The organism is uncultured Aquimarina sp., from assembly GCF_947496855.1.
Classification (GTDB): Bacteria; Bacteroidota; Bacteroidia; order Flavobacteriales; family Flavobacteriaceae; genus Aquimarina.
Map to the genome: position 1 here is coordinate 212,644 of NZ_CANMED010000007.1, position 24,547 is coordinate 237,190.

Annotated in this window: 20 protein-coding genes; 11 read left to right on the top strand and 9 right to left on the bottom strand. The window is 30.7% G+C overall.

The genetic code is table 11. The features are described 5' to 3' along the window. Positions 1 to 78 precede the first annotated feature (78 nt). The 3 genes from Q0921_RS20500 to Q0921_RS20510 all read left to right on the top strand — a co-directional run bounded on the left by Q0921_RS20500 (position 79) and on the right by Q0921_RS20510 (position 4,617). Positions 79 to 2,784, top strand: coding sequence for a TonB-dependent receptor (locus Q0921_RS20500; RefSeq protein ID WP_299260220.1), 2,706 nt, complete (start codon positions 79 to 81; stop codon positions 2,782 to 2,784). A gap of 4 nt (positions 2,785 to 2,788) precedes the next feature. Next, positions 2,789 to 3,592 (top strand): DUF4249 family protein, encoded by an 804-nt coding sequence (locus Q0921_RS20505; RefSeq protein ID WP_299260222.1) that lies wholly within the window; start codon positions 2,789 to 2,791, stop codon positions 3,590 to 3,592. Positions 3,593 to 3,747: 155 nt separating this feature from the next. Further along, complete coding sequence (locus Q0921_RS20510) at positions 3,748 to 4,617, top strand: hypothetical protein (RefSeq protein WP_299260224.1); 870 nt, start codon at positions 3,748 to 3,750, stop codon at positions 4,615 to 4,617. A 306-nt stretch (positions 4,618 to 4,923) separates the two neighbouring features. Here Q0921_RS20510 and Q0921_RS20515 read toward each other — a convergent pair whose 3' ends face one another. The 9 genes from Q0921_RS20515 to Q0921_RS20555 form a co-directional block, all read right to left on the bottom strand. Next, the gene (locus Q0921_RS20515; protein WP_299260226.1) at positions 4,924 to 5,649 is read right to left on the bottom strand and encodes a hypothetical protein; all 726 of its coding nucleotides are present in this window, start codon (positions 5,647 to 5,649) and stop codon (positions 4,924 to 4,926) included. 327 nt (positions 5,650 to 5,976) lie between these two features. Then, the gene (locus tag Q0921_RS20520) at positions 5,977 to 7,188 is read right to left on the bottom strand and encodes a DUF6304 family protein (protein ID WP_299260228.1); all 1,212 of its coding nucleotides are present in this window, start codon (positions 7,186 to 7,188) and stop codon (positions 5,977 to 5,979) included. A 6-nt stretch (positions 7,189 to 7,194) separates the two neighbouring features. Beyond that, positions 7,195 to 7,755 (bottom strand): hypothetical protein, encoded by a 561-nt coding sequence (locus Q0921_RS20525; RefSeq protein WP_299260230.1) that lies wholly within the window; start codon positions 7,753 to 7,755, stop codon positions 7,195 to 7,197. A gap of 41 nt (positions 7,756 to 7,796) precedes the next feature. After that, entirely contained in the window at positions 7,797 to 8,531 is a 735-nt protein-coding gene (locus Q0921_RS20530) for a hypothetical protein (protein ID WP_299260232.1), read from the bottom strand. Continuing rightward, positions 8,524 to 10,485, bottom strand: coding sequence for a hypothetical protein (locus Q0921_RS20535; protein WP_299260234.1), 1,962 nt, complete (start codon positions 10,483 to 10,485; stop codon positions 8,524 to 8,526). Before Q0921_RS20535 ends, Q0921_RS20530 begins: the two co-directional genes overlap by 8 nt. Beyond that, positions 10,482 to 10,889, bottom strand: coding sequence for a hypothetical protein (locus Q0921_RS20540; RefSeq protein WP_299260236.1), 408 nt, complete (start codon positions 10,887 to 10,889; stop codon positions 10,482 to 10,484). The genes Q0921_RS20535 and Q0921_RS20540 overlap by 4 nt, the downstream gene beginning before the upstream one ends. Before the next feature lie 370 nt (positions 10,890 to 11,259). Beyond that, entirely contained in the window at positions 11,260 to 11,625 is a 366-nt protein-coding gene (locus Q0921_RS20545; RefSeq protein WP_299260238.1) for a hypothetical protein, read from the bottom strand. After that, positions 11,622 to 12,956: a hypothetical protein gene (locus Q0921_RS20550; protein WP_299260240.1), complete on the bottom strand. Its 1,335-nt coding sequence runs from the start codon at positions 12,954 to 12,956 to the stop codon at positions 11,622 to 11,624. Before Q0921_RS20550 ends, Q0921_RS20545 begins: the two co-directional genes overlap by 4 nt. 99 nt (positions 12,957 to 13,055) lie before the next feature. Then, complete coding sequence (locus Q0921_RS20555; protein ID WP_299260242.1) at positions 13,056 to 13,991, bottom strand: hypothetical protein; 936 nt, start codon at positions 13,989 to 13,991, stop codon at positions 13,056 to 13,058. Positions 13,992 to 14,343: 352 nt separating this feature from the next. Here Q0921_RS20555 and Q0921_RS20560 point away from each other — a divergent pair, with 352 nt between their 5' ends. The 8 genes from Q0921_RS20560 to Q0921_RS20595 all read left to right on the top strand — a co-directional run bounded on the left by Q0921_RS20560 (position 14,344) and on the right by Q0921_RS20595 (position 24,415). After that, on the top strand, positions 14,344 to 14,754 hold the full coding sequence (locus Q0921_RS20560) for a response regulator (protein ID WP_299260244.1): 411 nt from the start codon (positions 14,344 to 14,346) through the stop codon (positions 14,752 to 14,754). A gap of 119 nt (positions 14,755 to 14,873) precedes the next feature. Next, positions 14,874 to 15,413, top strand: coding sequence for a heme NO-binding domain-containing protein (locus Q0921_RS20565; protein WP_299260245.1), 540 nt, complete (start codon positions 14,874 to 14,876; stop codon positions 15,411 to 15,413). Next, complete coding sequence (locus Q0921_RS20570) at positions 15,413 to 17,011, top strand: PAS domain-containing sensor histidine kinase (protein ID WP_299260248.1); 1,599 nt, start codon at positions 15,413 to 15,415, stop codon at positions 17,009 to 17,011. The genes Q0921_RS20565 and Q0921_RS20570 overlap by 1 nt, the downstream gene beginning before the upstream one ends. Positions 17,012 to 17,041: 30 nt before the next feature. Further along, a complete protein-coding gene (locus Q0921_RS20575; protein ID WP_299260250.1) occupies positions 17,042 to 18,175 on the top strand; it encodes an FIST N-terminal domain-containing protein in 1,134 nt (377 codons plus the stop codon). A gap of 42 nt (positions 18,176 to 18,217) precedes the next feature. Continuing rightward, positions 18,218 to 19,282, top strand: a complete 1,065-nt coding sequence (locus tag Q0921_RS20580; RefSeq protein ID WP_299260251.1) for an ATP-binding protein — start codon at positions 18,218 to 18,220, stop codon at positions 19,280 to 19,282. Positions 19,283 to 19,285: 3 nt separating this feature from the next. Beyond that, the gene (locus tag Q0921_RS20585; protein ID WP_299260253.1) at positions 19,286 to 19,606 is read left to right on the top strand and encodes an Hpt domain-containing protein; all 321 of its coding nucleotides are present in this window, start codon (positions 19,286 to 19,288) and stop codon (positions 19,604 to 19,606) included. Positions 19,607 to 19,620: 14 nt separating this feature from the next. Continuing rightward, positions 19,621 to 20,337, top strand: coding sequence for a LytTR family DNA-binding domain-containing protein (locus Q0921_RS20590; protein WP_299260255.1), 717 nt, complete (start codon positions 19,621 to 19,623; stop codon positions 20,335 to 20,337). A 118-nt stretch (positions 20,338 to 20,455) separates the two neighbouring features. Beyond that, complete coding sequence (locus Q0921_RS20595; RefSeq protein ID WP_299260257.1) at positions 20,456 to 24,415, top strand: DUF4114 domain-containing protein; 3,960 nt, start codon at positions 20,456 to 20,458, stop codon at positions 24,413 to 24,415. Positions 24,416 to 24,547 lie beyond the last annotated feature (132 nt).

The window sequence follows — 24,547 nt, forward strand, 5'->3', positions numbered from 1 at the left end:
GAAAACTGGCATTTTCCCACTATAAAAGTTAAAAAATTCTAATCGCGAAATCAGTATCAATCAACAATATTCAAATGTATGAAAATAAACCTTTTTGGGGTCATATCTTGGCCAAAAAATAGTTATGGAAAACCTATTCTTTTAATGAAATTATCCTTCTTTTTTTATCTAATTTGTTGTTTTCAACTCCTCGCATTCAATGGGTTTTCCCAAAAAAATGTTACCCTGGAAGAAGAAAACAGTTCATTAAAATCAATTATTGATAAAATCGAAGGACAAACATCTTATACATTCATCTTTAGTAATGATGTGATCGATGTTAATCAAAATTTTAGTATAGAAGTTATAGAAAAAGATGTAACAGAAACTCTTGAACTGCTTTTTAAGGATGTTACAATTTCCTATAAAATCAAAAAGAATCATATTATTCTTTCTAAAGCGAAAAGACAACGTAATGATTTTACTATTAGTGGAATAGTTACAGATACAACTACCGGCGAAACACTTTTAGGCGCCAGCATTATTATAAAAAACAGTAACAATGGGGTATTTACCAATGAATATGGTTTTTACTCGATAACACTGTCCAAAGGAACATATATTTTTGAAATTTCCTTTTTAGGCTATACCACCAAAGAAGTTGAGGTTCAGTTACAAAGTAATATGAACCTAAAGATAGAATTGCAACCTGCTTCTAGCGAGCTTGATGAAGTTATAATAACCTCTAATCAAAATAACAAAAGTCAGGTAGCATCAATTTTAGGAGGAACTACAAATTTAACAGCTTCAGAAATTAAAAAATTACCATCTCTTTTAGGAGAACCTGATATTACGAGAGTTATCCTTACTCAACCTGGGATTAGCAGCATCGGTGAAGGAACCAGTGGTTTTAATGTAAGAGGTGGAAATGTAGATCAAAATTTAATTCTACTAGACGAAGCGCCCTTGTATAACACCTCTCATTTATTTGGATTATTTTCTATTTTTAATGCAGATGCTGTTAAAATATTAAAATTATATAAAGGCGAAATTCCTGCTCGTTTTGGGGGGAGAGCATCATCAGTATTAGAAATTCGACAAAAAAATGGAAGCTTAAAACGAATTAAAGGAGAAGGTGGATTAGGATTATTGTTTTCTAAATTTACAATAGAAGGTCCTATTAAAAAAGACAAAATCAGCTTTCTAGCTTCTGGTAGAAGATCATATTTTGATATATTTTTCCCATTATTTAGAGGTAATGAGGCTGTTGATAAGTTTCATTTTTATGATTTAAACACTAAACTTACCTGGAATATCAATAAAAATAATAGAATATATGCCTCCGGTATTTTTGCTGCAGATGTCTTACAATTTAATCAAGAAGAAGAAAATGGAGAAGGTGGATTTGATACCGATTTAGATCTGGGATGGACAAACACTACTGCTACCATACGATGGAATCATACTTTTTCAAATAAATTATTTTCCAATATTACAGGTATCTACAGTAAATATGATTTCTCATTGGGGCAAAGAGAAGACCTTCGAGAAGAAGACATTGAGGAAAACATTGAAGAGACTGCAGAAAGATCTATTGAGAATTGGATTTTTAAACCTGATTTTACTTACTATTTAAGCCCTAGTGCCCAAATGCGATTTGGTCTTTCTGGTAATTTATATCAATTCATTCCCAAAATTACAGGTACAGCAGGTAAGCAAATTCTGGACAAAGAAAAAGCATTGGAGCTAGCTGCTTATTATAGTATTCAAAAGCAATGGAATAAACTGTCATTACAGACTGGTTTACGATATTCCTGGTTTGCAAATTTTGGGGAAGAAAACATTGCTATCTACGACCCTAATCTTCCGCAAACACAAAACTCAATTATAGAAAACAGAAGTGTAAAGAATAACGAGATATCGAAAACTTATTTTGGGCTTGAACCACGTATATCCGTAAAATATGATATTAACGATCGAAAAGCTTTTAAAATAGGATATAATAGAATTTTTCAATACATCCATTCCATTAATCGGCAAACGATAACATTACCAAACGACACTTGGAAACCTTCTGGTGAGCATATTGCTCCCTTAGAAGTAAATCAATTTTCTGCCGGATACGCCTATGACACGAAGGATCAGAATTATAATTTTTCGATAGAAGGATACTATAAAACATTTGATGATATTATAGTCTATAAAAATGGTGCTCGATTAGGAGTTTTTGATAATTTAGAAACTGAATTAGTGGCTGCCGAAGGTTTTTCTTATGGATTAGAGCTTGCCGCTCATAAAAACAAAGGAAAGCTAACCGGAAATGTAAACTATACCTATTCTGTATCAAAACGAAAAACAAAAAGTAATTTCTCTTCAGAACAGATTAATAGGAATACTTATTTTCCTTCGAATTTTGATAGACCTCATATATTCAATATTACGGCAAATTATAAATTATCTAAAAAGTGGGAAGTTGGAGCTTTTTTCACATATCAAACAGGGAGACCCATCACCGAGCCTAATGGTAGGTTGACTATTGACGGAGATGCATTCATTACGTATTCTGACAGAAACGCTTTTAGAATTTCGAACACCCATAGAGCGGACATCTCATTTACATATACGCCCACAGACAATCCTAAAACTAACTGGAAAGGAAGCTGGAATTTTGGTATATATAACGTGTATGGTCGTAAAAATGCATTTTCGGTTAATTCTGTTTTTGATAATAACCAATTAGAAACATCTCAAATTTCTTTTATCGCCGCACCAATTCCATTCATATCCTACAATTTTAAATTTTAGAACCATGAAGAAACTACATATATATATAACATTCATTTCATTATTCACATTTATAAGTTGTGTTGAGGATATTAATCAGGAATTTGAATTCGAAGAACAAGTGTTTATCTCTGGGTTATTAACTAATGAAGTTGGATTTGTTTCAGTTCAGGTTCAAAAAACCGTTCCAGTAACCGACACGACCTTTAATGCTGTAAATGATGCGCAAATATCCTTATTCACAAAAGATGCATCTGATAATGTATCATTGGTTTCGGATTCTTTTACTATAAATAATGGAACGTACACTACTTCTGAGATGATTACTCCTATTATAGGTAACACTTATTGGATAGAAGCTATATTAAAAAACCAAACTGTTCTTATATCAGAAGAGGAAACTTTAAGATCTCCTATTCCTATCACGGATATGGAAAAAACTGATGATAGCATTCGGATTACTTTTAGCGGTCCAACCGACATACAAAACTTCTATTTAATTCATTTAGAATTCCTTAAAGATGGTTCATTAATTTCTGATGAGTTAATCGTATCCAATGACAGAATTATAAATGAAGAAGAAGAAAAAGTTCTTTTCATTAATGGTATAAACGAAGGTGAAACGCTACGCGTAGACATCAATAACATTAACTTTACTACGTTTCAATTTTACAGCAATATCATTAGTAATCAAGGAGATGAACCAGAATTATCTTCTTTATTTTTACCTATTAACCTTGTTGGCAATATTACCAATACAACAACAAATGAACTAGTACTTGGTAATTTTGGTGTAGCAGGATTAACAACAATTACTATGGATTTCTAAGCTACCACCAAGTATTCTTTTTATATGCTAATAAGGATAATAAACCTATCCTTATCTGATACCCTGATTTTAATCAATTACTAAATTTTAGGAGGTTACCTTAATGGAGGTGTACCCTATCAAACTATTATAAATAAAATAAAAATTAAATTATTATGAAACATTATCGCAAGTACACAACAGCTCTTATCCTATCCATACTTTTTATAAGCTGTAGCTCAGATGATATTATCGTTATTGATGACACCATTGAAATATCACAAGAAATAAAAGATTTAATCTATTTTAAAGGAGATGAAGATGCGCCTATAGTAATCATAAATGCGCAAAGCGGACCAGACACAGAGCTTAGTACAGGCGAAGTTGAGGAAATTTTTCAAATTTTTGACACTACAAACCTTTTAGCAGTAAACGTGCACCAAGCACAAACACTAAATCCAGGCCTAGTAGAAGGTGATGACATAACATTTGATCAGGCAATTAATTTTAGCGCGCAAAGTGTGGAAACGTTTTACAAAGTCGTCAAATATTTTAAAGATCAAGGAAGAACTGTACACGTTTTAGGAATTTCATTTGGTGCTTTTATTGCACAAGACCTTATTGCAAAAAAAGGAATAGACGTAGCGGATAGTTATTTGATTATGGCAGGAAGATTAGATATGAATGATATAATGTGGCAAGCATTTTCCGAAGGAAGGTTTGGGTATTTCGAAAATGGAATTACTCCTATAATAGACCAAGAAATTGGTTCTGATGTAATCGATAGAAATTTAGATAGGTTAGCGGCAGGGGTATCAAACAACAGATATACCGAGCGTCTTAACTCTTATGAAGACTTATCAAAAATAACTTATGTTTATGGAGAAATTGATCAAGCCGTTGGCAAACTTACAACTACAGAAATTGAATTTTTGCAGTCTAAAAATGTTAACATAATTGCTGGACCTGGAAATCATGATGAAACTATTAATGATTTTATTGTACAAGGTTTTGACGAGGCATTTGGAATACAATTGAAAAATTAATAGGATTAAGTCATTTAAAAAAGAAACATTTTATACCCTTACTTCCTAACAAAGTATTATAACCATTGATAATAACAAAAAAAGCTTCAGAAATATTTCTGAAGCTTTTTTCTATAATAATTTAATCACTTGCATATATTTCTTAACAAATATCAAAACTCCAAGTTGAAGTATTAAAAAAAGAGAGCTTAATAATATTACCAATGAAGTTAAAATATAAAGTGATAAAAATAACATTCACAAATATGTTACAGCTTTACCTCCTATCTATAAGAACAGAATAGCATTTCTTAAATGTGTTTGATTCTATATGAAATCTTTTAAAATACCTTTTAGGACAGATCTATCGCTTTCCGAATTTTTTACTAATTTGTTTTCCGCATCACACTCAAATGAAGCGTAGTTAATCTCTATTAAACGTAATTTTTTAGTAAGAATAGCTTTCTTTTTTAGTTGGTTATAATATTTTATTTGAGCCTTACGTGCTTTTTCTTCCTCATCCAATTCATCAGTTATCTCATTTTTCCTAAAAAACTCAAGAACTAATTTTAAGTCTTCATAATAGGCGTCTAAAGGGAGTTTTGTTCTTCCTTTTCCTTTTTTGTGGAGGTTTCCTACTAACGTATTAAAAGTATGTTTTCTTGATGCCTTTTGTTTTAATAACTCATCACATAGATTTACTAAATAATACTCGTCGCTATTTTGAATAGCTTGTAGGTTTTGTTCTTTTCTAGAAATAGGATTTATTAATTCTTTTGGCACATATTTCTTGCCATCTCTTACCAAATACCAATAGATGTTATCGGACCTTCTTTCTGCATGTACAGATGGTATTTTAGCAAGCTCTGATTCCATATCTAATTTTCGTAATACTTTACGAATTGGCAACCCCTTTTTATTATCTTTATTAAAAACAGCTGCTTCAATTAATGCTGGCATAATTTCTTTTACAGGAATCCAGTCTACAGAGGGGTTTGTATTAAAATAATGAGCTATTACTTCATTAATCTTTACTATATTTTCTTCACTCATAACTTTTAATCTTACCAATTAATTTGGGATTATTTGAAAAACCTCATTCTCATTAAGGTATAATTTTTCAAAAGTAACGTATTATCGAATACTTCTCTCACATCTCTTCGGTAGAAAATAATTTAAAGAAGGTTCTTTTGGATATTTCCAAAAAAGCGAGAACTAGATTCTGACCAGTAAACTAAGGATTATGAGGTTAAAAAAATAAGACTTCAGTATTTTTATTGTTCCGATTTTACAAAAAAAACAATAGAAAAAATAAACAAAATCCCTTATAGAAACCTTCCATCTGAATTATTGGATAGTACTCATTTTTCTTGTGTTTCGTTAATCTTCATCATCTGGTACAAATTCTAAATCGTCAAAATCTATTTTTTTTATTTGTTGAATAAAGCGTAAAGGTAAATTTTTTAAGAACAGCTCTACTTCTTGTATTTTATTTGAAACAAATTCTACGCTAGTAAGCATTTTGATTTCTATCTGTTCTACTTCCATCGGAAGGAGTATTTCATCAAACGAACTACACAATTGATATTTAAAATGAATAAAATCTTTACTTATATCGAAACTAACAAAGGCATTTAAAAAATGCGGTTTTACGGTTTTATTTGACCATTGATAATCATCAAAATCTAATTCTAATCGCCACTGTCTATTACCTCCCCAACTGGCGTATTCAAATCGACAAATGATAGGTAAAAGATACTGAAACTCTCTTTCTTTTAATACTTTTTCATATTGAGAGTTAATGCTTTGTTTCATTTTTGATAACTCACTCCTTAACAAGGTATTTAATTCCTTATAAAAGTGACTATTGATTACTTGCTCTTTGACCTCATCTACTGTAATGAATTTTGTCCAGCTTTTATAGACCCAATCATCTTCTGAGAGTAATTGATGTTCATCACAATCAAAAGTTTCTTGGACAGAAAATATATCTCCACTTTCCATGGCTTCTTTTGTCCAAATATCTAATAAATCTGTTTTGTCATTGACTGCGACTAATTGTTCTTTTATATTTTTAAAACAATAAACATTACCGAACATCCCATTACCAAATGGACTATAGTTACCATATTTACAACTTAAACAGGTTTTTAAATAGATATTTTCGGGTAATTGATTTTGTAAAGCGATTAAGGCATCTTCCATCCATTCTAGCTTTTTCTCAACTTTAAACTCCCCAAAAGATGTCACTAATCTTAAGCTGTTGATTTCACTATCTAACCCTATTAATGTCTTAGTTTCACCTACTTCTATATGAACAGTTAAGTTTTCTGTAAAGGTTTGGTTGGATAGCGAATTGTAAAATAATGTAGGAATAGTTATGGTGATTTTAAAGTTGGTTAAATCACCTGAACCATCTGCAGACATTGCATAGTCGAATTTTGTATTGTCAACTTCTCCAGTGAACATTTCAAAATCATGACCTTCAAAATCTATATCTCTTAAGGTAAGAAACATATCACTTCCATCAGATTTTATAACAGTAGTTTCTGTTCCTCTTCTATCTTGATATGTTGCTGAATACTTTCTCATAAGTATTTATTTCTCTATCAAAAAAGGAAAACCAATATCAACTACGTCGCTTTGTATTGCATTTGATATTGGATTAATCTGAAATTCGAACGTAGCTTCTTCAATTTCATTTTTCAAAGTAAATCCTCCTAAAATAGTAACAGCATAGCAGCCATTTTCTAATTGCACTTTTTGTCTGACACCGGTATTAACTGCTTTCTTTAAAAGGTCTATACCTCCTTTTTTAGTCCAATTTTTTAAATAAGGTACGGTTACTAAACAAACTTCATTATTAATAATTTCTAATATGTATCCTGTTTTTTCCAACACCAACAAACTCGTATCTTCTTTTAATACAGAAGCTTTATTATTAGTATTGAAAAACACAGTATATGGTTGATTTTTAATCGAACTCATTGGGATCATAATTCCTTTTTGTATCGCCAATTCTGCACTGGCATTAGAAGTAAACTCACTCATCAAATCGTCTGACAAGTCATTATCTTTCTTAAACTGTAATAAATTAGCAGGATCTGTTAAAAAGAAATAGTCCCAAGTATCATTTAAACATTCAGTGAATTTTATCATCTTTTTATTCCTATACTTTATTTTGATATGTTTTATGGTTATCACCAATTTTTCACCCAACCAATCATACTTTGATTTTTTTCTTCTGCAACTATTAGTAACCACTCGTTTTGTTTTTTAATAACGGTCACCTGTTCTTTTTCCATAATTCTTAGTTGATTTCCTATTTTTAAATCTCCTGTGCAGGGATCGGTTTTCTTAGTATCATCCTCTATTGCCTGTGTTCTTAGTATTCCTGAAATTATTTTCTGTTCAAATATTGTATTCACTTCATTTAGTTCCGTTTCTGAATGGATAGAGATGATATTCTCGGTAAAACTGCTGTCGTTTTTTATACTAAGTTCGAATAGCGTCGAAGTATACAAACATCCTATAGCATTCCTTCTTATATATAAATTGGTTATTTCTCCTTGTTTTACCTGAACCAATGTTCCAGTTCCATTCCATATTTCGACAAAGTCATTGCCTCGTTTCACTAATAAGATAGTTGATTTATAAGGCTTGTTTTCTTGATAAATAACATCTTTTTCTCCATCATTATTAAAATCGATTAAATGAATATTCTCAGGAGTAAGAACAAATACATTTGTATCTCCACTTTTAGTATAAAACTTAGCATTTTCAATTTTTAAAAAACCTTTACTATTAAAATAAAATTCATGCTCTGGTTTCTTTTTTAATAGTTGTAATTGTGTTTTTAAATTGTTGTCTTGAGCATATGTTAGTAAGACTAAAAACATACAACAAATAGAGAGAAACATAGTTTTTTTAGTCATTTTTAGCATAAGTTTCTCCATTAAATTTTAAGACCGAAGTTTCATTAGTGACTGTTTCTTTAGAATCACAATCCCCATTTTCATCTTCTTCATTTTTGGTTTCGGTAACTTTACTCTTTACTATAATATCAAAATAATCATTCGTTTTTTCTTTAGAAATAATGAGTATATTTTTAACTCTTATAAACTCTCCGTAACAATTTGTATCCCATTCTCCACCGTAATCCATTACATCATAATTATGTACTACTTTTTTTAGAGTGTTTCCAGATTTCACAAACAAAGAAATGTTTTTATTACTATAAGGATTGGGCTGAGACATCCCTACATGATAAACTTGTATCCCAAATGCTCTCGTATCCTTAGCAACTATGTAAGGAGCTGTATCAATAGTTATCTCTTTTAATTCTACGGCATCTGAAGCCCATCCGTTTGTTTTAGAACCTTCGAAGTATCTATGTGCTATCTTGCCAGTGGTATTATTTACTATTACTACATGACTATTGAGCTCGAAAAAGTGCTCGTCATATTCTCCATAAATTTCTGGTATCACTATAATGGTTTCATTGCTATTATTTGGTTGAACTTTTGAAACAATTAAATCTGTTTTAATTGTTTGTTTATTTAAATTCAATTGTTGTATTACCTCATCGACTAAACTTAGATCTTCAAAATTATTTACAATTACAGGCTTTATTTTCCCATCATCCTTTAATTCAAATACTTCTCTTTTTTCTTGTTTTTCGTCTATCCAAAGGATGTTGTTAACCGTTAGCTTATTACCCTTAATTTTTGATTCAATTCTAGATTGACCTTCTGCTATTTCATCATAAGAAATAACTTTAGAATCAATAATACCTCCAGCCAAGTTATAATTAATCAATACCGATTCCATTTCGTGATCACCTTTAAGAATGGTCACTACGATCGAGTGAAACGTTTTAGACATTTGTATTCTATAAGAAGCTATCGTTCTATAATTATAGCCTTCTTTATTGAAATTTGGATATATTTCTTCTAATTTTAAAGCCTTTTCGTTTACTTTTTTATAGTCCTCTTCTTCAATAAAACTATCAAAATTTGTATTCTCTATTAAAGGAAGTGATCTAGTTTTAATTTTATCGATAACATAATTAAAATTAGAATCTTGAAATTGATTCTTAAAAACCTCATCTTCTTTGATAAACTTACCCTCTTGATATGGGTTTTGATATGAATGTATTTTTTCAAAACTTGCATAATCTTCCTTATGAAGATGTTTCGTTTTCCAAACATCACCGTTAAAATTATGTTTTATTTGCAGTTTAGCAGTATCATGTTTTTTTGCTTTTTTGTACTTTTTTAGATATTCCTGATAATCTAGTTTAGTATTTTCGATTGTTTTAACTAAGGACACATAAAAATTAGATTCATTTTTCTTTTTCTTATAAAACATATAATTTCTAAAATTACCTCCGTACTGAACAACTCCCAATGAATCTCCTTTTTTATATACGAATACCTTATTGTGTAAATAGAGCCCGTTTGTAAAATTGTCTTTAGTGTATCCATCAACTTTTTTCTCATCACAGATCTCTAGTTTATAAAAGTTATTTTTAAAACTTCTAAGAACTCCAAAATCCCCGATTGGTGAAATCTCTTTTCTTTTATAGGCCGAATAGAAGCCGAAATCAGTTTGAGAAAGTTTATCTATAACAATAGCTGCTTTATAAATTTCAAAATTTTCGGAACCGATTATATGGGTTTTCCCGTGTATCAATTCATATACTCCCGAAATATCTTCTACAGTGTGCTCAATGGCATTACCTATCGCATTTTCTACTTTAACGGTTGATGATTCTGCTGTTTGTTCAATTGTGTCAGTTGCAATATTTTCTACAATATCTTTCTTTTCTTTTGTGTTTTTAGCACAAGAGATGAGTATAAATAACACTAGAATATGTGCCTTTTTCATTTTTTACACGAGTTTAATAACGTATCAATTTTTATTACTCCAATTTCATTATAATAGTACAATCTCCCAAAATAGTTTGTGACATCTTCTTTACAAGCGTATACGTTGAATTTTGCCCTTAAATATTTAGGGTAGTATTCTAATAGTTCTGGAAACATACCGCCAGATTTCTCTTGATGTTCTATAAAATAAGCAGTCCCATTTTCTCCCCAGTCACCTTTACTATATTCATAAAAACGTAAGGTATAAGATAGAATCTCTTCAGATACTTTGTTATCCTTAAATTGGTTAACACTCAACTCAATTACCTTTTCTTTTATGGCTTTGTTGATGTAATCTTTATCTTTAACAGGGTTTTTTATGAGGTACAAATCAGGATATACTTCAGATTTTATAAATTCCATTTTTAGAAAAAACAATTTATAAGTGGTTATACCAAGAATAATACTTGTTAACACAAGAAGCATCCAAATAACTCTTATCTTTTTTTTAAAAACCCATTTAAGAATTTTAAACATACTAAATAAGCCTATGCTTGTAAATACTAATAAGGAAATAATCGTTAGTATTCCCATTCGTGTATTTTTCTGTATTCCTCTTTCAATGTATCAGTTATTATTTTTTATAAGGTTTTAACTTCATTACTAGCCCTTCTATTTTATCAACATCAAAAAGTGAATAGTTCTCACTATAATTGCCTTGCTAATCAAATCCCTTTAATTTAAAACAAACAAAAATCATTTGCCTGCGATACTGTAGTTGTAATATATACTTTTAGCATTCGACCTTACCTGTTTTTAGGTGAATAGTCTTAGATTTCCCATACCATACTTGGTCATTTTCCAAATCCCATACTATTTCTACACTATCATTAAAAATACTACAATCACTATTATCACTGCTTTTCCCAATTGTTTTACCATCAGCATTTTTTAATATTACTTCTACGGGCATGCTTCCCATACCTCCATCTCCAGGAGTAGTAGAGAAAAAAATACTTCGATCATTTTTTATAATTAATTCATAATTACCATCAGGACTTTGGTAGGTTGCTATATGCGTAATTTTATTATTTAGCTTTACTCCTGCTATAATTCCAATTAGCAGTATAATTAATAATATGTAAACCAGTTTTTTCATTTTTCACTTTCTTGTAATTTATTTCCAAGCTCCCATAATTTACGTACTTTATACTTTTTGTTAATACTATGATGAGTAATGTGTGCAAGACTACTTTGTATTTCAGAAATACATATGTCATCGTATTTAGTTCCTTTATAAAAGCTTATCGGTTTTAGTTGAACCATATCATTTTTAGAAAAAACAAAATCTAATGTAAATTCTTGCACTAAAGGCGTATTAATTAATTTTATAGTTCCTTTATACATATTATTCAAATAGATTTCCATTTCCTTTACTTTTCCATTTTCTATAAAGGTTTTCTCTGATTTTACATAACCATTAACCAGGCTTAATTTAAAAGGTTTTAAAAGCGTATCGTTTGGTTTTAAAACAGCATCAACTAATAATTCTGTATGATATTTATGAGTCTCTTCATTACGCTTTAATTTTATAAAAACTCCGACATTTTCATTCTCTCTAAATACAAAAGCTTTTCTGTAACTTCTGTCTGATAAATTACTATATGGATAACTAGTATTGTTAACATTAGCAGTTATATCAAATTCTAACAATTCAGAATATAATAAATCCGCTTCCGTGCAACATCTTCCAAACATTTTATCTGACCATATATCTACTTCATCAATTTCTTCGTATTTGTAGTAATCAAAAATAGTAGAGAATTCTTTACTGTATTGCTTTATTTCATTGATACTTAAAGAATCAATGGTAGCTTGCTTAGCTACTTGTTTGTTTTCTGTTTTTAGGTTATCACTATATAATTTCTTTTGTTGCAAACAGGTTTTAGCTCTATTAGACTCATCAGGCATTTGTTTTAGGTTTTTTAGAAGAGTAGCATTACTCATGTCTATTCCTTGTTGAACATCGCAAACGTATAACAATGAATCTTCTTGATTACCTGAAATAGTTTTGTAAATAGTATTCATTAACACCCATTTATCGTTCCTAAAAGAAACATAGTAGTATGCTTCATAAAATCCTTTGTCTGGAAAAGTTGTGCTAACAACAAAACCATTTTTTTCTGTTTTAATATCTACAATTTGATTCCCTCCATCTTCTGAAAAATTATTAGTTTTTAATGCTAATTTGTAGGTGTCATTGTTATTAATAAACAGCAACAATTCATCTCCCCGATACCTTTTACTACTTACAACCTTATCAAGTATAGTATCATTATTTATATCAATGTCTTTGATAAAATAAGAATCGTTGTTACTGTAAAAAGAAATATCATATAGCTTTGATGGGTCTGCCTCATCATATTGTTTTTTATTTGAACTACATGTGGTAAATATCAACGCTACCATTGTTATATATAGCTTATTCATAAATTACGTTTAACTTTTTTGTTTGTATAGATTACTTTTACAATAGCATCTTTTTACTGTTATAAATTCTGAAAAAAACTACACTACATTCCACTGTATTTAATTTTTATTATGTTCTTTTAATTCCTTGTAATTCAAGGGAAATCCAATTTCACAGGGAGTCATGGCATGCGGAAATGAAGGGGTAATTGTTACCCCGTTTTTTGTAAGCACCCAAGAATAATACTCCCAAAGCCATTCGCCATCTGAAAAATAGTCACATTCACTATCTAAATCAGAATCGTTTTCATACTTCATTTTTAATAATTGAAAGTGATTCAAATTAGGATACATATCTGTTATTCTATCCAATTGCTTTTTATTTTTGAAATCAAAATTATATCCTACGGTATTATGATTGGGATGTGCTCCTCCACAATAAATAGATGAATACTCTGTAAAACTAATGTGCTGATCTGAAACGAGCTCCATATCAATCCTGATATCGGCCCAACTACATTCTAATCCTACAGTAGCATTATTAGTATGTATCGTATCTAGCTTAGGATTCATAAATTCACGCTCAGACTTAGTAAATCCATTTCCTAGTCTGAATAATGATTTTTTTGAGTGTTTTTCTGTAAGCCAGACCAATTCTTTTCTATTATGAATAGTTATGCTGTCCCTAACATACTCCAAATTCGTCAATTTATATTCATCAAGGTTCTTTGTTGTTTTGCGCAAGTCGACATTTAATGTGCTCCCATTATTTTTCCACGTACCAACTATTACACCCTTGTCTATAGATAAAGTAAACAGTTCTTTTTCCTCCTTTATATCCGAAAATTTCTCTGAAAGAGTTAACTCATTGGTATTAAAACTTCCTTCTAATTGAATGTTTTTTAGATGCGATTTGTAAAAATAAAATGCTGTTGCACGATCATCATTATAATCTATATCTAATTCTAAAAATATTTGATGCTCTCCAATGGTTCCTTCATAAGTTTGAGCTTGAATACCGATTGAATAAAAGATAAATAATATATAATATCTCATTTCCCCTATGATTTTTTTGTCGTACATGTTATTTACTCACTACTATTTCCAACTCCCAAGAGATTTTTTTAATTAGAAGTGAGTAAAATTTTCTTTGTTTTCTTGACAATTATTTCTATGATGTTTCCTTCTAATTTAAAACTCTCACCAAAATAAGCATTCATAAACAAAAGAAAAACTAACAGAAAATACTCTTTTATTTAATTCTTAAAAATAACTCTAATTCTATTCATCTACACTAAACTACCATTCGTCGACAGTTAACTATCATTTAATCGAATTTAAAGCAGTTTTTACCCAAATTAAGAAGAAATTTGAATAAAAATTATTAATTCATTTAACACCCATCATTATGAACTCTCTTTCTTTTCTTTTAATAGAAGACGACATGATAGAAACTCTGAAATTTAAAAGAGTCGTAGATTCCTTAGAAGGCGATTACCAAATAACTGAAGCCATTAATGGCGAAGAAGCTATAGAAATCTTGAAAAAAGAACCACATTCATTTGATATTATTTTATTAGATCTTAATATGCCGAAAATGAACGGGATAGAATTTTTGAAAATATTAAAAGAAGATGAAGTACTAAAATATATTCCTGCAATTATCTTAAGTACTTCTAACAATCATCATGATATTAAAGAATGTTACAAAACAGGAGTTGCTGGCTACATAACCAAACCTCTGAAATACGAAGAATACACACAAAAAATTAAAAATCTAGTAGCATATTGGAATAGTAGTGAATTAATAAAAGGGTAAATAAAAAAAATATCATTAAATTTAACTGATTTTTTCCCCTAAAACCATGTGCTGGAGTTTTTTTACTCTTGCATAAACTGATAAAGCTAATTAGTTATAACCACCTAAAAACATTGTTTGTGAAAGGAATTGTATTTACTGAATTTTTAGAACTTGTTGAAGACAAATTTGGATTAGATGTGGTTGAAGAGATCATCGAGAAATCCGAACTTCCATCTGGAGGTGCATACACTGCAGTGGGAACTTACGATTTTGCTGAAATGTTAAGTCTCCTTAAGAACTTAAGCGAAAAAACTAGTGTTAGTATAGATGATCTTTTATTAACCTATGCAGAACATTTCTTCTCGGTGTTGGCAGGTAGCTACCCTGGTTTAATAGAAAAATACGATGATCCAATAGAGTTACTTTCATCTATAGAAAATCATATACATATAGAAGTGAGAAAAATCTATCCGGACGCAGAACTTCCTACTTTTGAAGTTCTGGAAAAAACAAAAACCTCACTCGTCTTAATTTACAAGTCTAGCAGAGCAATGTATAATTTCGGTTTAGGATTAATGAATAAAACATTTGAGCACTATAATGCCTCTGCCACTATACAACTTGAAAAATTAAAAGAAGATGGTACGGAAGTGAAATTTAGTATTATCAAAAATTAATGAATAAAACGACTAGTCCAGAAACACTTCAAAAAGCACTACTTCGAGAAAAATCTGCTAGAAAACAAGCGGAAAAAATTCTTGAGGAAAAATCACTTGAATTATATCGACTAACGGAAGAATTAAAATCTGCCAATCAGAAACTTAAAAATCAAGTTTATCAAAAGGACTCTGAACTAAATGGAGTCTTTCAAAATTTAGTAGATGCCTACGTTTTGATGGATATATTTGGTAATGTTATTAGTATGAATGATGCTGCCATTGAATTATTTGGTTATGATTTAGATACCGAAACACTTAATGTAACTTCTCTAATTTATAAAGAGGACTACCAATATGCAATTAATTCTTTTAACAAATTAATTTCTGAAGGAAGTTTTGCTGATTATCAAGCTCGTGTGTATACTAAAAATAAAGGTATACGAAATGTACATATTAATGCGAGTATTATAAAAGACCATAACAATAAGCCTCTTGCTGCACAAGGAATTGTAAGAGATATAACAACCGAATTAGAACAGCAAGCCATATTTGATGAACAAAAAAAACAACTTACAGCTATTGTAGACAATTCTACTTTGGGTATTGTATTATCACAATTTGGAAAAATAATTCAAACCAACAGAGCTTTCCAGAATTTATTAAAATATAGCAAAGAAGAGCTTGATCAAATGGAAGTAAAGGATATTTCTCTAATAGAAGAATATTCTGATGCTGCTGAATCTATGGATAAACTAAATAAAGGAGAGATTGAGCATTTCACTGTAAACAAAAGGTATCTCAAAAAAGATGGTAGTATCTTTTGGGCTAAAACGAGCGTTGCAGGAGTTCATAATAGCCAAGGAGAAATGAAATATCAAGTTGCTCTTGTAGAAGATATCACTGAACAATTAAACCTAGAAAAACAAAGAGAAGAATTATTAGATACACTAGAAAAGAGTAATCAAGAACTAAACGATTATGCACATATAGTATCTCATGATTTAAAATCTCCACTTAGAAGCATCAATGCACTCGTGCATTGGATAAAAGAAGACTATAAAGAAGAATTAAAAGGTTCTGGATTAGACAACATTGCATTGATAGAGAAAACACTCGAAAAAATGGAAGGCCTTATTAGTGGCATCCTAAATTATTCTGGAGCTGGAAATAAAGATAATTTAAACAATCAATCGATAGACCTGAATACAATTATTCAGGATATTAAAAACACCATATTTGTTCCTAAACATGTCAATATTTTTATAAAAAATAAACTTCCTAATATACAAGGTGATCGCACAAGAATCCAGCAATTATTCCAAAATATAATAAGTAATGCCGTTAATTACATTGACAAAGAAGAAGGGATTGTAGAGGTAGCTCACGTAGAAAAAGATTCTTTTTATATATTCAGTATTAAAGATAATGGCATTGGTATTAAAAAAGAATATCATGAAAAAATCTTCAAAATTTTTCAGTCCTTAGGTAAAAGCGAAAACTCTACTGGTATTGGTTTATCTATCGTTAAAAAAATAATAGATCTTTATGAAGGTGATGTCTGGCTAGAAAGTGAACCTGGAGTAGGAACTACTTTTTATTTCAGCTTAAAAAAATAAAACAAAACATGTACTTTTATATCCTATATCATGAAAATCCAACAATATAAAAAACTGAAAGGTAAAGACTGGCAGAATCTGCACGAAAACGAAACTACTTTAGAATCTCCTTTAGTCCTAGTTTTTGGTAATCGATTTGAATTAGAAAACCCAAAAATATTAGAAGAAGTGAGATCCATTTTTCCCGAAGGAGAAATTGTTTTTGGATCTACCGCAGGAGAGATCATTGGTGAACGTGTCTATGATGGCGCTGTTACTATAACCGCTATTGAGTTTGAAAAAAGTAGTTTTAAAATTAGAAGAGAAAATATTCTTAACTATGATAAGGATGCATTAGCTTTAGGAAAAGATTTGATCAAACAGCTTCCTGAAAAAGGATTAAAACATGTCCTCGTATTATCGGAAGGGAGCCACGTAAATGGATCTGCTCTAATCGAAGGACTAGAAACAGCTTATAAAGGCTTAACTTTTACAGGAGGGCTATGTGGTGATGATGCTAGATTCGAAAAAACACTGGTGAGTTATAACGAACTTCCAAAAGAAGGAGAAATAATTATTATCGGTTTTTATGGTGACACATTAGATATATCATATGCGCAATATGGCGGTTGGACAGCATTTGGGCCAGAAAGGATTATAACTAAATCTGATCATAATATACTATATGAATTAGATGATCAACCTGCATTGGATTTATATAAAAAATATTTAGGTGATAAAGCATCAGAATTACCGCAATCTGCTCTTTTATATCCACTAAGTGTAAAATCTAAAAACAGAACAGAACCTATAGTTAGAACGGTTCTTGCTATAGATGAAAAATCCAATACAATGACATTAGCTGGAGATGTGCCAGAAGGTTCGGTTGTACAATTAATGATGGCCAACATAGATAATATTGCGGATGGTGCATCAAAAGCTGCAGAAATAGGAATGAAGGACAGAACCTCTAAACCAGAATTTGCAGTTTTGGTTAGTTGTATTGGCAGAAAACTAGTGATGGACCAAAGAGTAGAAGAAGAAGTAGAAGAAGTAATTGAAGCTATTGGACAACAAGCTACCGTAAGTGGCTTTTATTCTTATGGAGAGCTAGCACCTTTTAGTTCAGGAAGCTCTTGTGAGCTGCACAATCAAACTATGACACTAACTCTTTTTAGCGAATAAACTTCACATAAAACAAATTTTTCTTTTAAATAGTTGGGCTACATGAAAATGAATTCTTTATTAACACGACAAGTCAGAAAACAACTCGATGAGGATTTAAAAAACAATCCAGCAATAAAAGCATTTCTTGAAGCGGTACAAGGTTCATATTCTAATTACGAAGAACAGTTAAGCATGCTTCAAAGAGCTATGTCAATAAGTTCTGAAGAATTATTTGATGCTAACAAAAGATTAAAACTTGAAGCTGAAGAACAAAGAAAAGTTATTAAAAGTTTAACAGATACAACTAAAACACTACAATCTATTACCTATAAAAAAGAAGGGAAAAAAAGTGGCGAAACAGAAGAACTAAGTGGTATAGAATTAGCAAACTTAATAGAAGAGCAAGCGTTTCAAATTTCTAAAATAGAAACACAGCGAAACTTAATTTTAAAAGACTTAGAAAAAAGTAATAAAGAACTTAGAGACTATGCTCATGTAGTTTCTCATGACCTAAAATCGCCTTTAAGAAATATCAATACGCTTATAAACTGGATTAAAGAAGACACCCCTGACCTAGATAAAACCTTAGTAAGCAATCTAGATATAATTGATCAAAATATAGAAAAAATGGATAATCTAATCAATGGTATTTTAGAGTATTCCGTAATTGACAAAAAGAAACATCTTGTAGCATCAATACAACTTAATGAGATGTTAGAAAACACCATTAAATTATTAGAAAAACCTGAAAACATAACGTTTATTATCCAAGATTTATTACCTAAAATTAGCGGTGATAAACTACGTATTCAACAAATTTTTCAAAACCTACTAAGTAATGCTATTTCTAGTATAAATAAAGAAAAAGGGATTATTGAAATTGGAACAATTCCTTATGACAAAGAAGGGTTTTGGCAATTTTATGTAAAGGATAACGGAAAAGGTATTTCTAAAAAATATCACGAAAAAATATTTCAAATGTTTCAAAGTATAGATGATAGCAAAGCATCTACTGGAATTGGATTATCTATTGTTCAAAAAATAGTGGCACATTATGGTGGTAAAATCTGGTTAGAATCCGCCTTAGAAGAAGGAACCACATTTTACTTTACATTAAAAAAATAAAGTATGCCAGAAACACCTAATATGAACTATATAAATGAACTATCTGCAGGATCAGAAGAGTTCAAACAAAAGATAATTACGATCATGAAAAAAGAGTTTCCCGAAGAGAAAAAGGAATTTCTTACTAATTATAATAACCAAGTTTTTTTGAAAACTGCAGAGAATGTACATAAGTTAAAACATAAAATCGGAATGCTCGGATTGGAGAACGGGTATCGGGTTGCCATTGACTTTGAAGATGAATTAAAGCAGCATAATTCACAATTATTTCAAGAATTTATGTTAATTTTAAATTCTATAGAAAACTTTTTAAAGACGATATAAAATAACTTATTTATATGAATTGCATTATTATAGATGATGAAGAAATGGCAAGAGCGATTATTCAACAACTTTGTTCACAGGTTGATCAGCTTAAAGTTCTAGAGGAGTTTTCTAATGCAATTCAAGCTATTAAGTTTTTAAATAGTACAACAGTAGACCTTATATTTTTAGACATTCACATGCCAGATTTTACTGGTTTTGATTTTATACAAACATTAAAAAATCCTCCAAAAATCATTTTAACCACTTCTGATAAGAATTTTGCTTTAGAAGCATTTGAGTACGAATGTATTGTGGATTATCTAGTTAAACCAATAACATTGCCTAGATTTCTAAAAGCTATACAAAAAGCAGAAAGTACACCTGATATAAATCCTCAGGATCAATCAGAAAGTGAAACCACCGGTATTTCTTCTGGGGAAAATGATCTTTATATCAACATAGATCGAAGATTAATTAAGATTGATATTCCTACAATTTTAGTGATAGAAGCAAAAGGTGATTACATTTTACTTAAAACAGAAAAACAGAATTACACGGTACATTCTACTCTGAAAAAAATTGAAGAAAAATTACCAGATGATCTTTTTCTAAAAGTACATCGTTCTTATGTTATTAATACTAAAAAAATAATTGATATAGAAGATAATAGCGTTCTTATAAAAAAAGATGTAATTCCTGTAAGTCGCTCTAAACGTCCAGAATTAATGAAGCGCCTCAATTTATTATAATTCATATCTTGCTTTAACTTCCATTGGTCGACAGCACACGTCCAGTGAACGAAATACTTCCTTTTTCATCATGCATATACATTAGTTTTGAGTATCTGAAAACCAAAATTATAGTATCATGAAAAAAATTACTTTCCTTTTAACACTTCTTATAACAACCTTAATAAATGCACAACAACCTTTTGATTGTGATGAAGGTAATTTCTACCAAGTAATATCTGGAGCTATGAAAGCATATGATCCGGTTACAGGATCATATTCTGAAGCATTACACAGTTATTCTTCTTATAACGCGGGAGGATATAGTGTGGTTGATAATTATCTATACGCTATTAAGAGTAGCGACAAACATTTACTTAGAATCGGTAAAGATATGGTAGTTGATCTAGGAGCAGTAACACCAGATGGCACTACAGCATTTGGAGGTGGATACGCTGCTGATGTAGATCCAGAAGGGAACCTTTGGATTTTTCAGAACACCAACAAAAAAACATTTCACAAAATAACGAACCTAAAAGATTACAATGGTTCATCATCTCCTATCTTTGAGACTATTGAAGCAGATGTAGCTTCTCCTAGTAATTGTGCAGATATTGCCTATGTAAATGGATCATTTTACGGAGGTAGTAGAGGAAAATTATATAAGTGGGACCTTACTTCAGGTACTCCAGTATTTACCAGTAAATCAGTATCCAATTTACCGAGTAGTACTTTTGGTGCCGCATACGCAGATGCTAATAATCGTTTGTATTTATCAGATAACAATGGTGGATTATACTTAATCAATGATTATGAAAGTGCTACTCCAACAGCAACTTTACTTAATCTTACAGAAACAACGAATTCTAATGATGGTTTTAAATGTGCAAGTGGTATTTCTCCTTTGGATAAAGATCAAGATGGTATACTTGACTCTATGGATAATGATGTGGATGGTGATGGAATTATTAATACAGTAGAATGTAATGGCACAAATCCTTATGGTGATGATGATGATGATGACTTATTCAATTATCTAGATAACGATGTTAGCGGTAATGGTGATAATGTAGTGCAGGATGCCTTTGATAGAGATGGTGATGGTATGCCGGATTTTTTAGATATTGATTCAGATAATGATGGAATATATGATATTGTAGAAGCTGGACAAGGTGACAAGGATACCAATAATGATGGAGTACATAATCCATTAGACACAAATTACGCAGATACTGATAATGATGGTGTAGCGGACGCTTTTGATATAGATCAAACGGGAAGTACATTTATTCCTTTAGATACGGATAATGATACAATTTATGATTGTTATGATACAGATTCTGACAATGATGGTATCGTAGATATTATCGAAGGACAAGATAGTAATTCATTTACTGGATTATCAAATACCGATGAAGATAACGATGGATTAGATGATGCTTTTGATACCGATTTTGGAGGTACTACTAATGGAACTATAAATACAGATGGCACAGATAATTTTGATCATTTAGATACTGATTCTGATAATAACGGAATATCAGATAGTACAGAAGCATATGATAGTGATGGTGATGGAGTTGCAGAAACAACAGTTTCTGGTAATGACGCAGATCAAGATGGTTTAGATGATAATTTTGATTTAATGAAAACAAGTTTTGCTCCAGAAAACGGAGGACAAACTCCTGATAGTTTTCCAATTCCAGAAATATGTGACAGATACAACTACTTAGGTGAATTTTCTTCGGATGGTACACCATTATACTTAGATGAAAAAGATGTTGTAAGTCAAGAAACCATTACAATGATTAATGATGCGTTGCCTGAAGGGTATCCAGTACCGGATTTTAATCCACATTATATTTCATCAGGATATGATACTGATGTTGTTTTAGAAAAAGAAGCTGATATATGGATTACTTTTGTTGGAGAAGGTGCAGGATATAAAAATACTTTAGGGTTTTACACCTATGACATCAATGATCCTAATCCAACAATGCCAGTTCCTGAAGATATCACTATTATTTTCCCTAATGTATCTGCAGTAGGAAGCGGTGGTAGTCTAGAAATTGGAGACAAAGTAAATATTGGAAGGTTTTCTCCTGATACAGGAATCGGATGGGTATTATTAGCTAATGCTTGGTCAGATGGATGTGTAGGAGCAGGAAACTGGCAATTACATTCTGATCCAGATTATAACCCAGAAAGTGATGCTCAATTACGTTATCATAACGTTTTGTTATCCGATCCAAATAACGAAAGAATAATTCTTGGATTTGAAGATATTAGACGAGATTACGCTTCTTGTGACCAAGACTTCAACGATGCTTTATTCTATATCACCGCAAGTCCTTATACTGCCTTAAAAACAGACAACTATGTTGGTATCGATACTGCTACTGATGTTACCTCTGCAAACGATGGTGGATTAGAAAGTAATGGAGATCTTGCTACTCTTATTGCTAAACGTAATTTCAATAGAACCAAAACAAATTCAATTTTTAATACAAAAAAATCACAACAACGTTTTGAGCCTGCAAAGAAATCTTATAAATCTGCAAATAATGATGACTTAAGTATTTACTTCCCAGAAACCGGATTACTAGGTAATGAGACTACCTACGTATCAAGTCCTGAAGATTTAATCGAAATAACAAATGCTGAAGCGGTTTTCTCAGTAGATTATTACCAAGCTGACAGCAGAGTAGCTGCAGGGTTAGCTACAATAACCAAAGGTAGTATTTATGATCATTCTAAAACGATTTGTGATCGATTAAACGGTTCTAAGTTATTAGATGTAAGAACCGTAATGATTAAAGGTCATACAATGGTAAGTACTAAAATTGAGCGAGCAACGGGAGAAATAGAATATGCCTTGACCTTCTCAATCAAAGAAGAAGCTTCAGAAAATGAAATCTATAGTTTATGGAATATCGCTGACTATCCTGAAGGAGATTATAAAAACTTTCAGATATGGGGTGGATCAGTATCACAAGTAGCTAATATTGCAAATCATATTTTAGATGAGTTCATTGCAGATAAGCCTTTAAGAAGTCACGAAGTTACTGAGCGCGTTCCTACTGTTTTTGTGAAACAAGGACACTACATAAATGGAAAATTAACATTACAAATGATTAATAAGCAAGGTACTAATCAAATGACCTTTACTAGTAATAGTAGAAAGACTGAATTATCTGGTGAAGAAAACAATGTACAGACTGTAGTATTATCTGGGTCATATAATGAACAAGTTACGATAGATACAGGATATTTATTCGATATTGGGTTTTCTATTCAAGGAGAGAATACTACTAAACTTGATGCATTGTACTTGGCAGATGGTCCTTGGGGAGTAGATTATCAAGAGCAAGGTGCGATTATCGAAAACTTCGAAGTAATTGAACATACGCCAGTAGAAAAAGAAGATGCATTCATAATAGAACGTAATGCAACTGTAAAAGGAGAAGTAAAAGAAACTTTAAACCTATTTAGAAATATATTAGCTGGTGAACTTACTTTAGATGTTTCTGAATATGATGCATTACAATTTGAGATGAGTACCACAAATGATGTAGAAGTAATTTTGGTTACCAAAGATCTTACTGATTGGAATGATAGACCAAGATTCACAATAAAAGCGAATACAGAAAATAAATTATATACTATAGCTTTCTCTGATTTTACCGACGGAAATCAACCTATACCTAACATTAATGATTTAAGAAGCGTTGTATTCTCTATACACGGGGATTATCAAAACTACTCACCTTTTAATATGAGTATTGATAACGCATCATTAGTATCATCTAATACCTTAAGTACAGAAGATCATAATCCGATAGTAACTGTTACCAAAATTACCAATTACCCGAATCCATTTCAGGCGACAACATTTATTAAAGTACCTGAAACAGTACAAGGAAATATAATGATTACTGTAATTGATATGTTAGGAAGAATCGTGAGAAATGAAAAATTACAAATGATTTCTGATAATGAAGCCATTTTTGAATCCAGAAACTTGAAGATAGGGATTTATACATACATAATAAGCAATAACGCTAATACAACATATAAAAGTAGTTTTATGAAACAATAACAAGGTTTAGTTTCAGATTTGGGTAAATAGCGAGGACAAATTATAATTTTGTTCTCGCTATTTTTTTTATAGTAAAATGTATTTATTTTATTGAAATTATTTCTATCAAATCTCCTTTAATTCTTATCTCAA

Bases quoted from the DNA above. Each gene is read 5' to 3' on its own strand.
- Q0921_RS20500 (WP_299260220.1), top strand. From the start codon at position 79: ATGAAAATAAACCTTTTTGGGGTCATATCTTGGCCAAAAAATAGTTAT.
- Q0921_RS20505 (WP_299260222.1), top strand. From the start codon at position 2,789: ATGAAGAAACTACATATATATATAACATTCATTTCATTATTCACATTT.
- Q0921_RS20510 (WP_299260224.1), top strand. From the start codon at position 3,748: ATGAAACATTATCGCAAGTACACAACAGCTCTTATCCTATCCATACTT.
- Q0921_RS20515 (WP_299260226.1), bottom strand. From the start codon at position 5,649: ATGAGTGAAGAAAATATAGTAAAGATTAATGAAGTAATAGCTCATTAT.
- Q0921_RS20520 (WP_299260228.1), bottom strand. From the start codon at position 7,188: ATGAGAAAGTATTCAGCAACATATCAAGATAGAAGAGGAACAGAAACT.
- Q0921_RS20525 (WP_299260230.1), bottom strand. From the start codon at position 7,755: ATGATAAAATTCACTGAATGTTTAAATGATACTTGGGACTATTTCTTT.
- Q0921_RS20530 (WP_299260232.1), bottom strand. From the start codon at position 8,531: ATGACTAAAAAAACTATGTTTCTCTCTATTTGTTGTATGTTTTTAGTC.
- Q0921_RS20535 (WP_299260234.1), bottom strand. From the start codon at position 10,485: ATGAAAAAGGCACATATTCTAGTGTTATTTATACTCATCTCTTGTGCT.
- Q0921_RS20540 (WP_299260236.1), bottom strand. From the start codon at position 10,889: ATGGAATTTATAAAATCTGAAGTATATCCTGATTTGTACCTCATAAAA.
- Q0921_RS20545 (WP_299260238.1), bottom strand. From the start codon at position 11,625: ATGAAAAAACTGGTTTACATATTATTAATTATACTGCTAATTGGAATT.
- Q0921_RS20550 (WP_299260240.1), bottom strand. From the start codon at position 12,956: ATGAATAAGCTATATATAACAATGGTAGCGTTGATATTTACCACATGT.
- Q0921_RS20555 (WP_299260242.1), bottom strand. From the start codon at position 13,991: ATGAGATATTATATATTATTTATCTTTTATTCAATCGGTATTCAAGCT.
- Q0921_RS20560 (WP_299260244.1), top strand. From the start codon at position 14,344: ATGAACTCTCTTTCTTTTCTTTTAATAGAAGACGACATGATAGAAACT.
- Q0921_RS20570 (WP_299260248.1), top strand. From the start codon at position 15,413: ATGAATAAAACGACTAGTCCAGAAACACTTCAAAAAGCACTACTTCGA.
- Q0921_RS20575 (WP_299260250.1), top strand. From the start codon at position 17,042: ATGAAAATCCAACAATATAAAAAACTGAAAGGTAAAGACTGGCAGAAT.
- Q0921_RS20580 (WP_299260251.1), top strand. From the start codon at position 18,218: ATGAAAATGAATTCTTTATTAACACGACAAGTCAGAAAACAACTCGAT.
- Q0921_RS20585 (WP_299260253.1), top strand. From the start codon at position 19,286: ATGCCAGAAACACCTAATATGAACTATATAAATGAACTATCTGCAGGA.
- Q0921_RS20590 (WP_299260255.1), top strand. From the start codon at position 19,621: ATGAATTGCATTATTATAGATGATGAAGAAATGGCAAGAGCGATTATT.
- Q0921_RS20595 (WP_299260257.1), top strand. From the start codon at position 20,456: ATGAAAAAAATTACTTTCCTTTTAACACTTCTTATAACAACCTTAATA.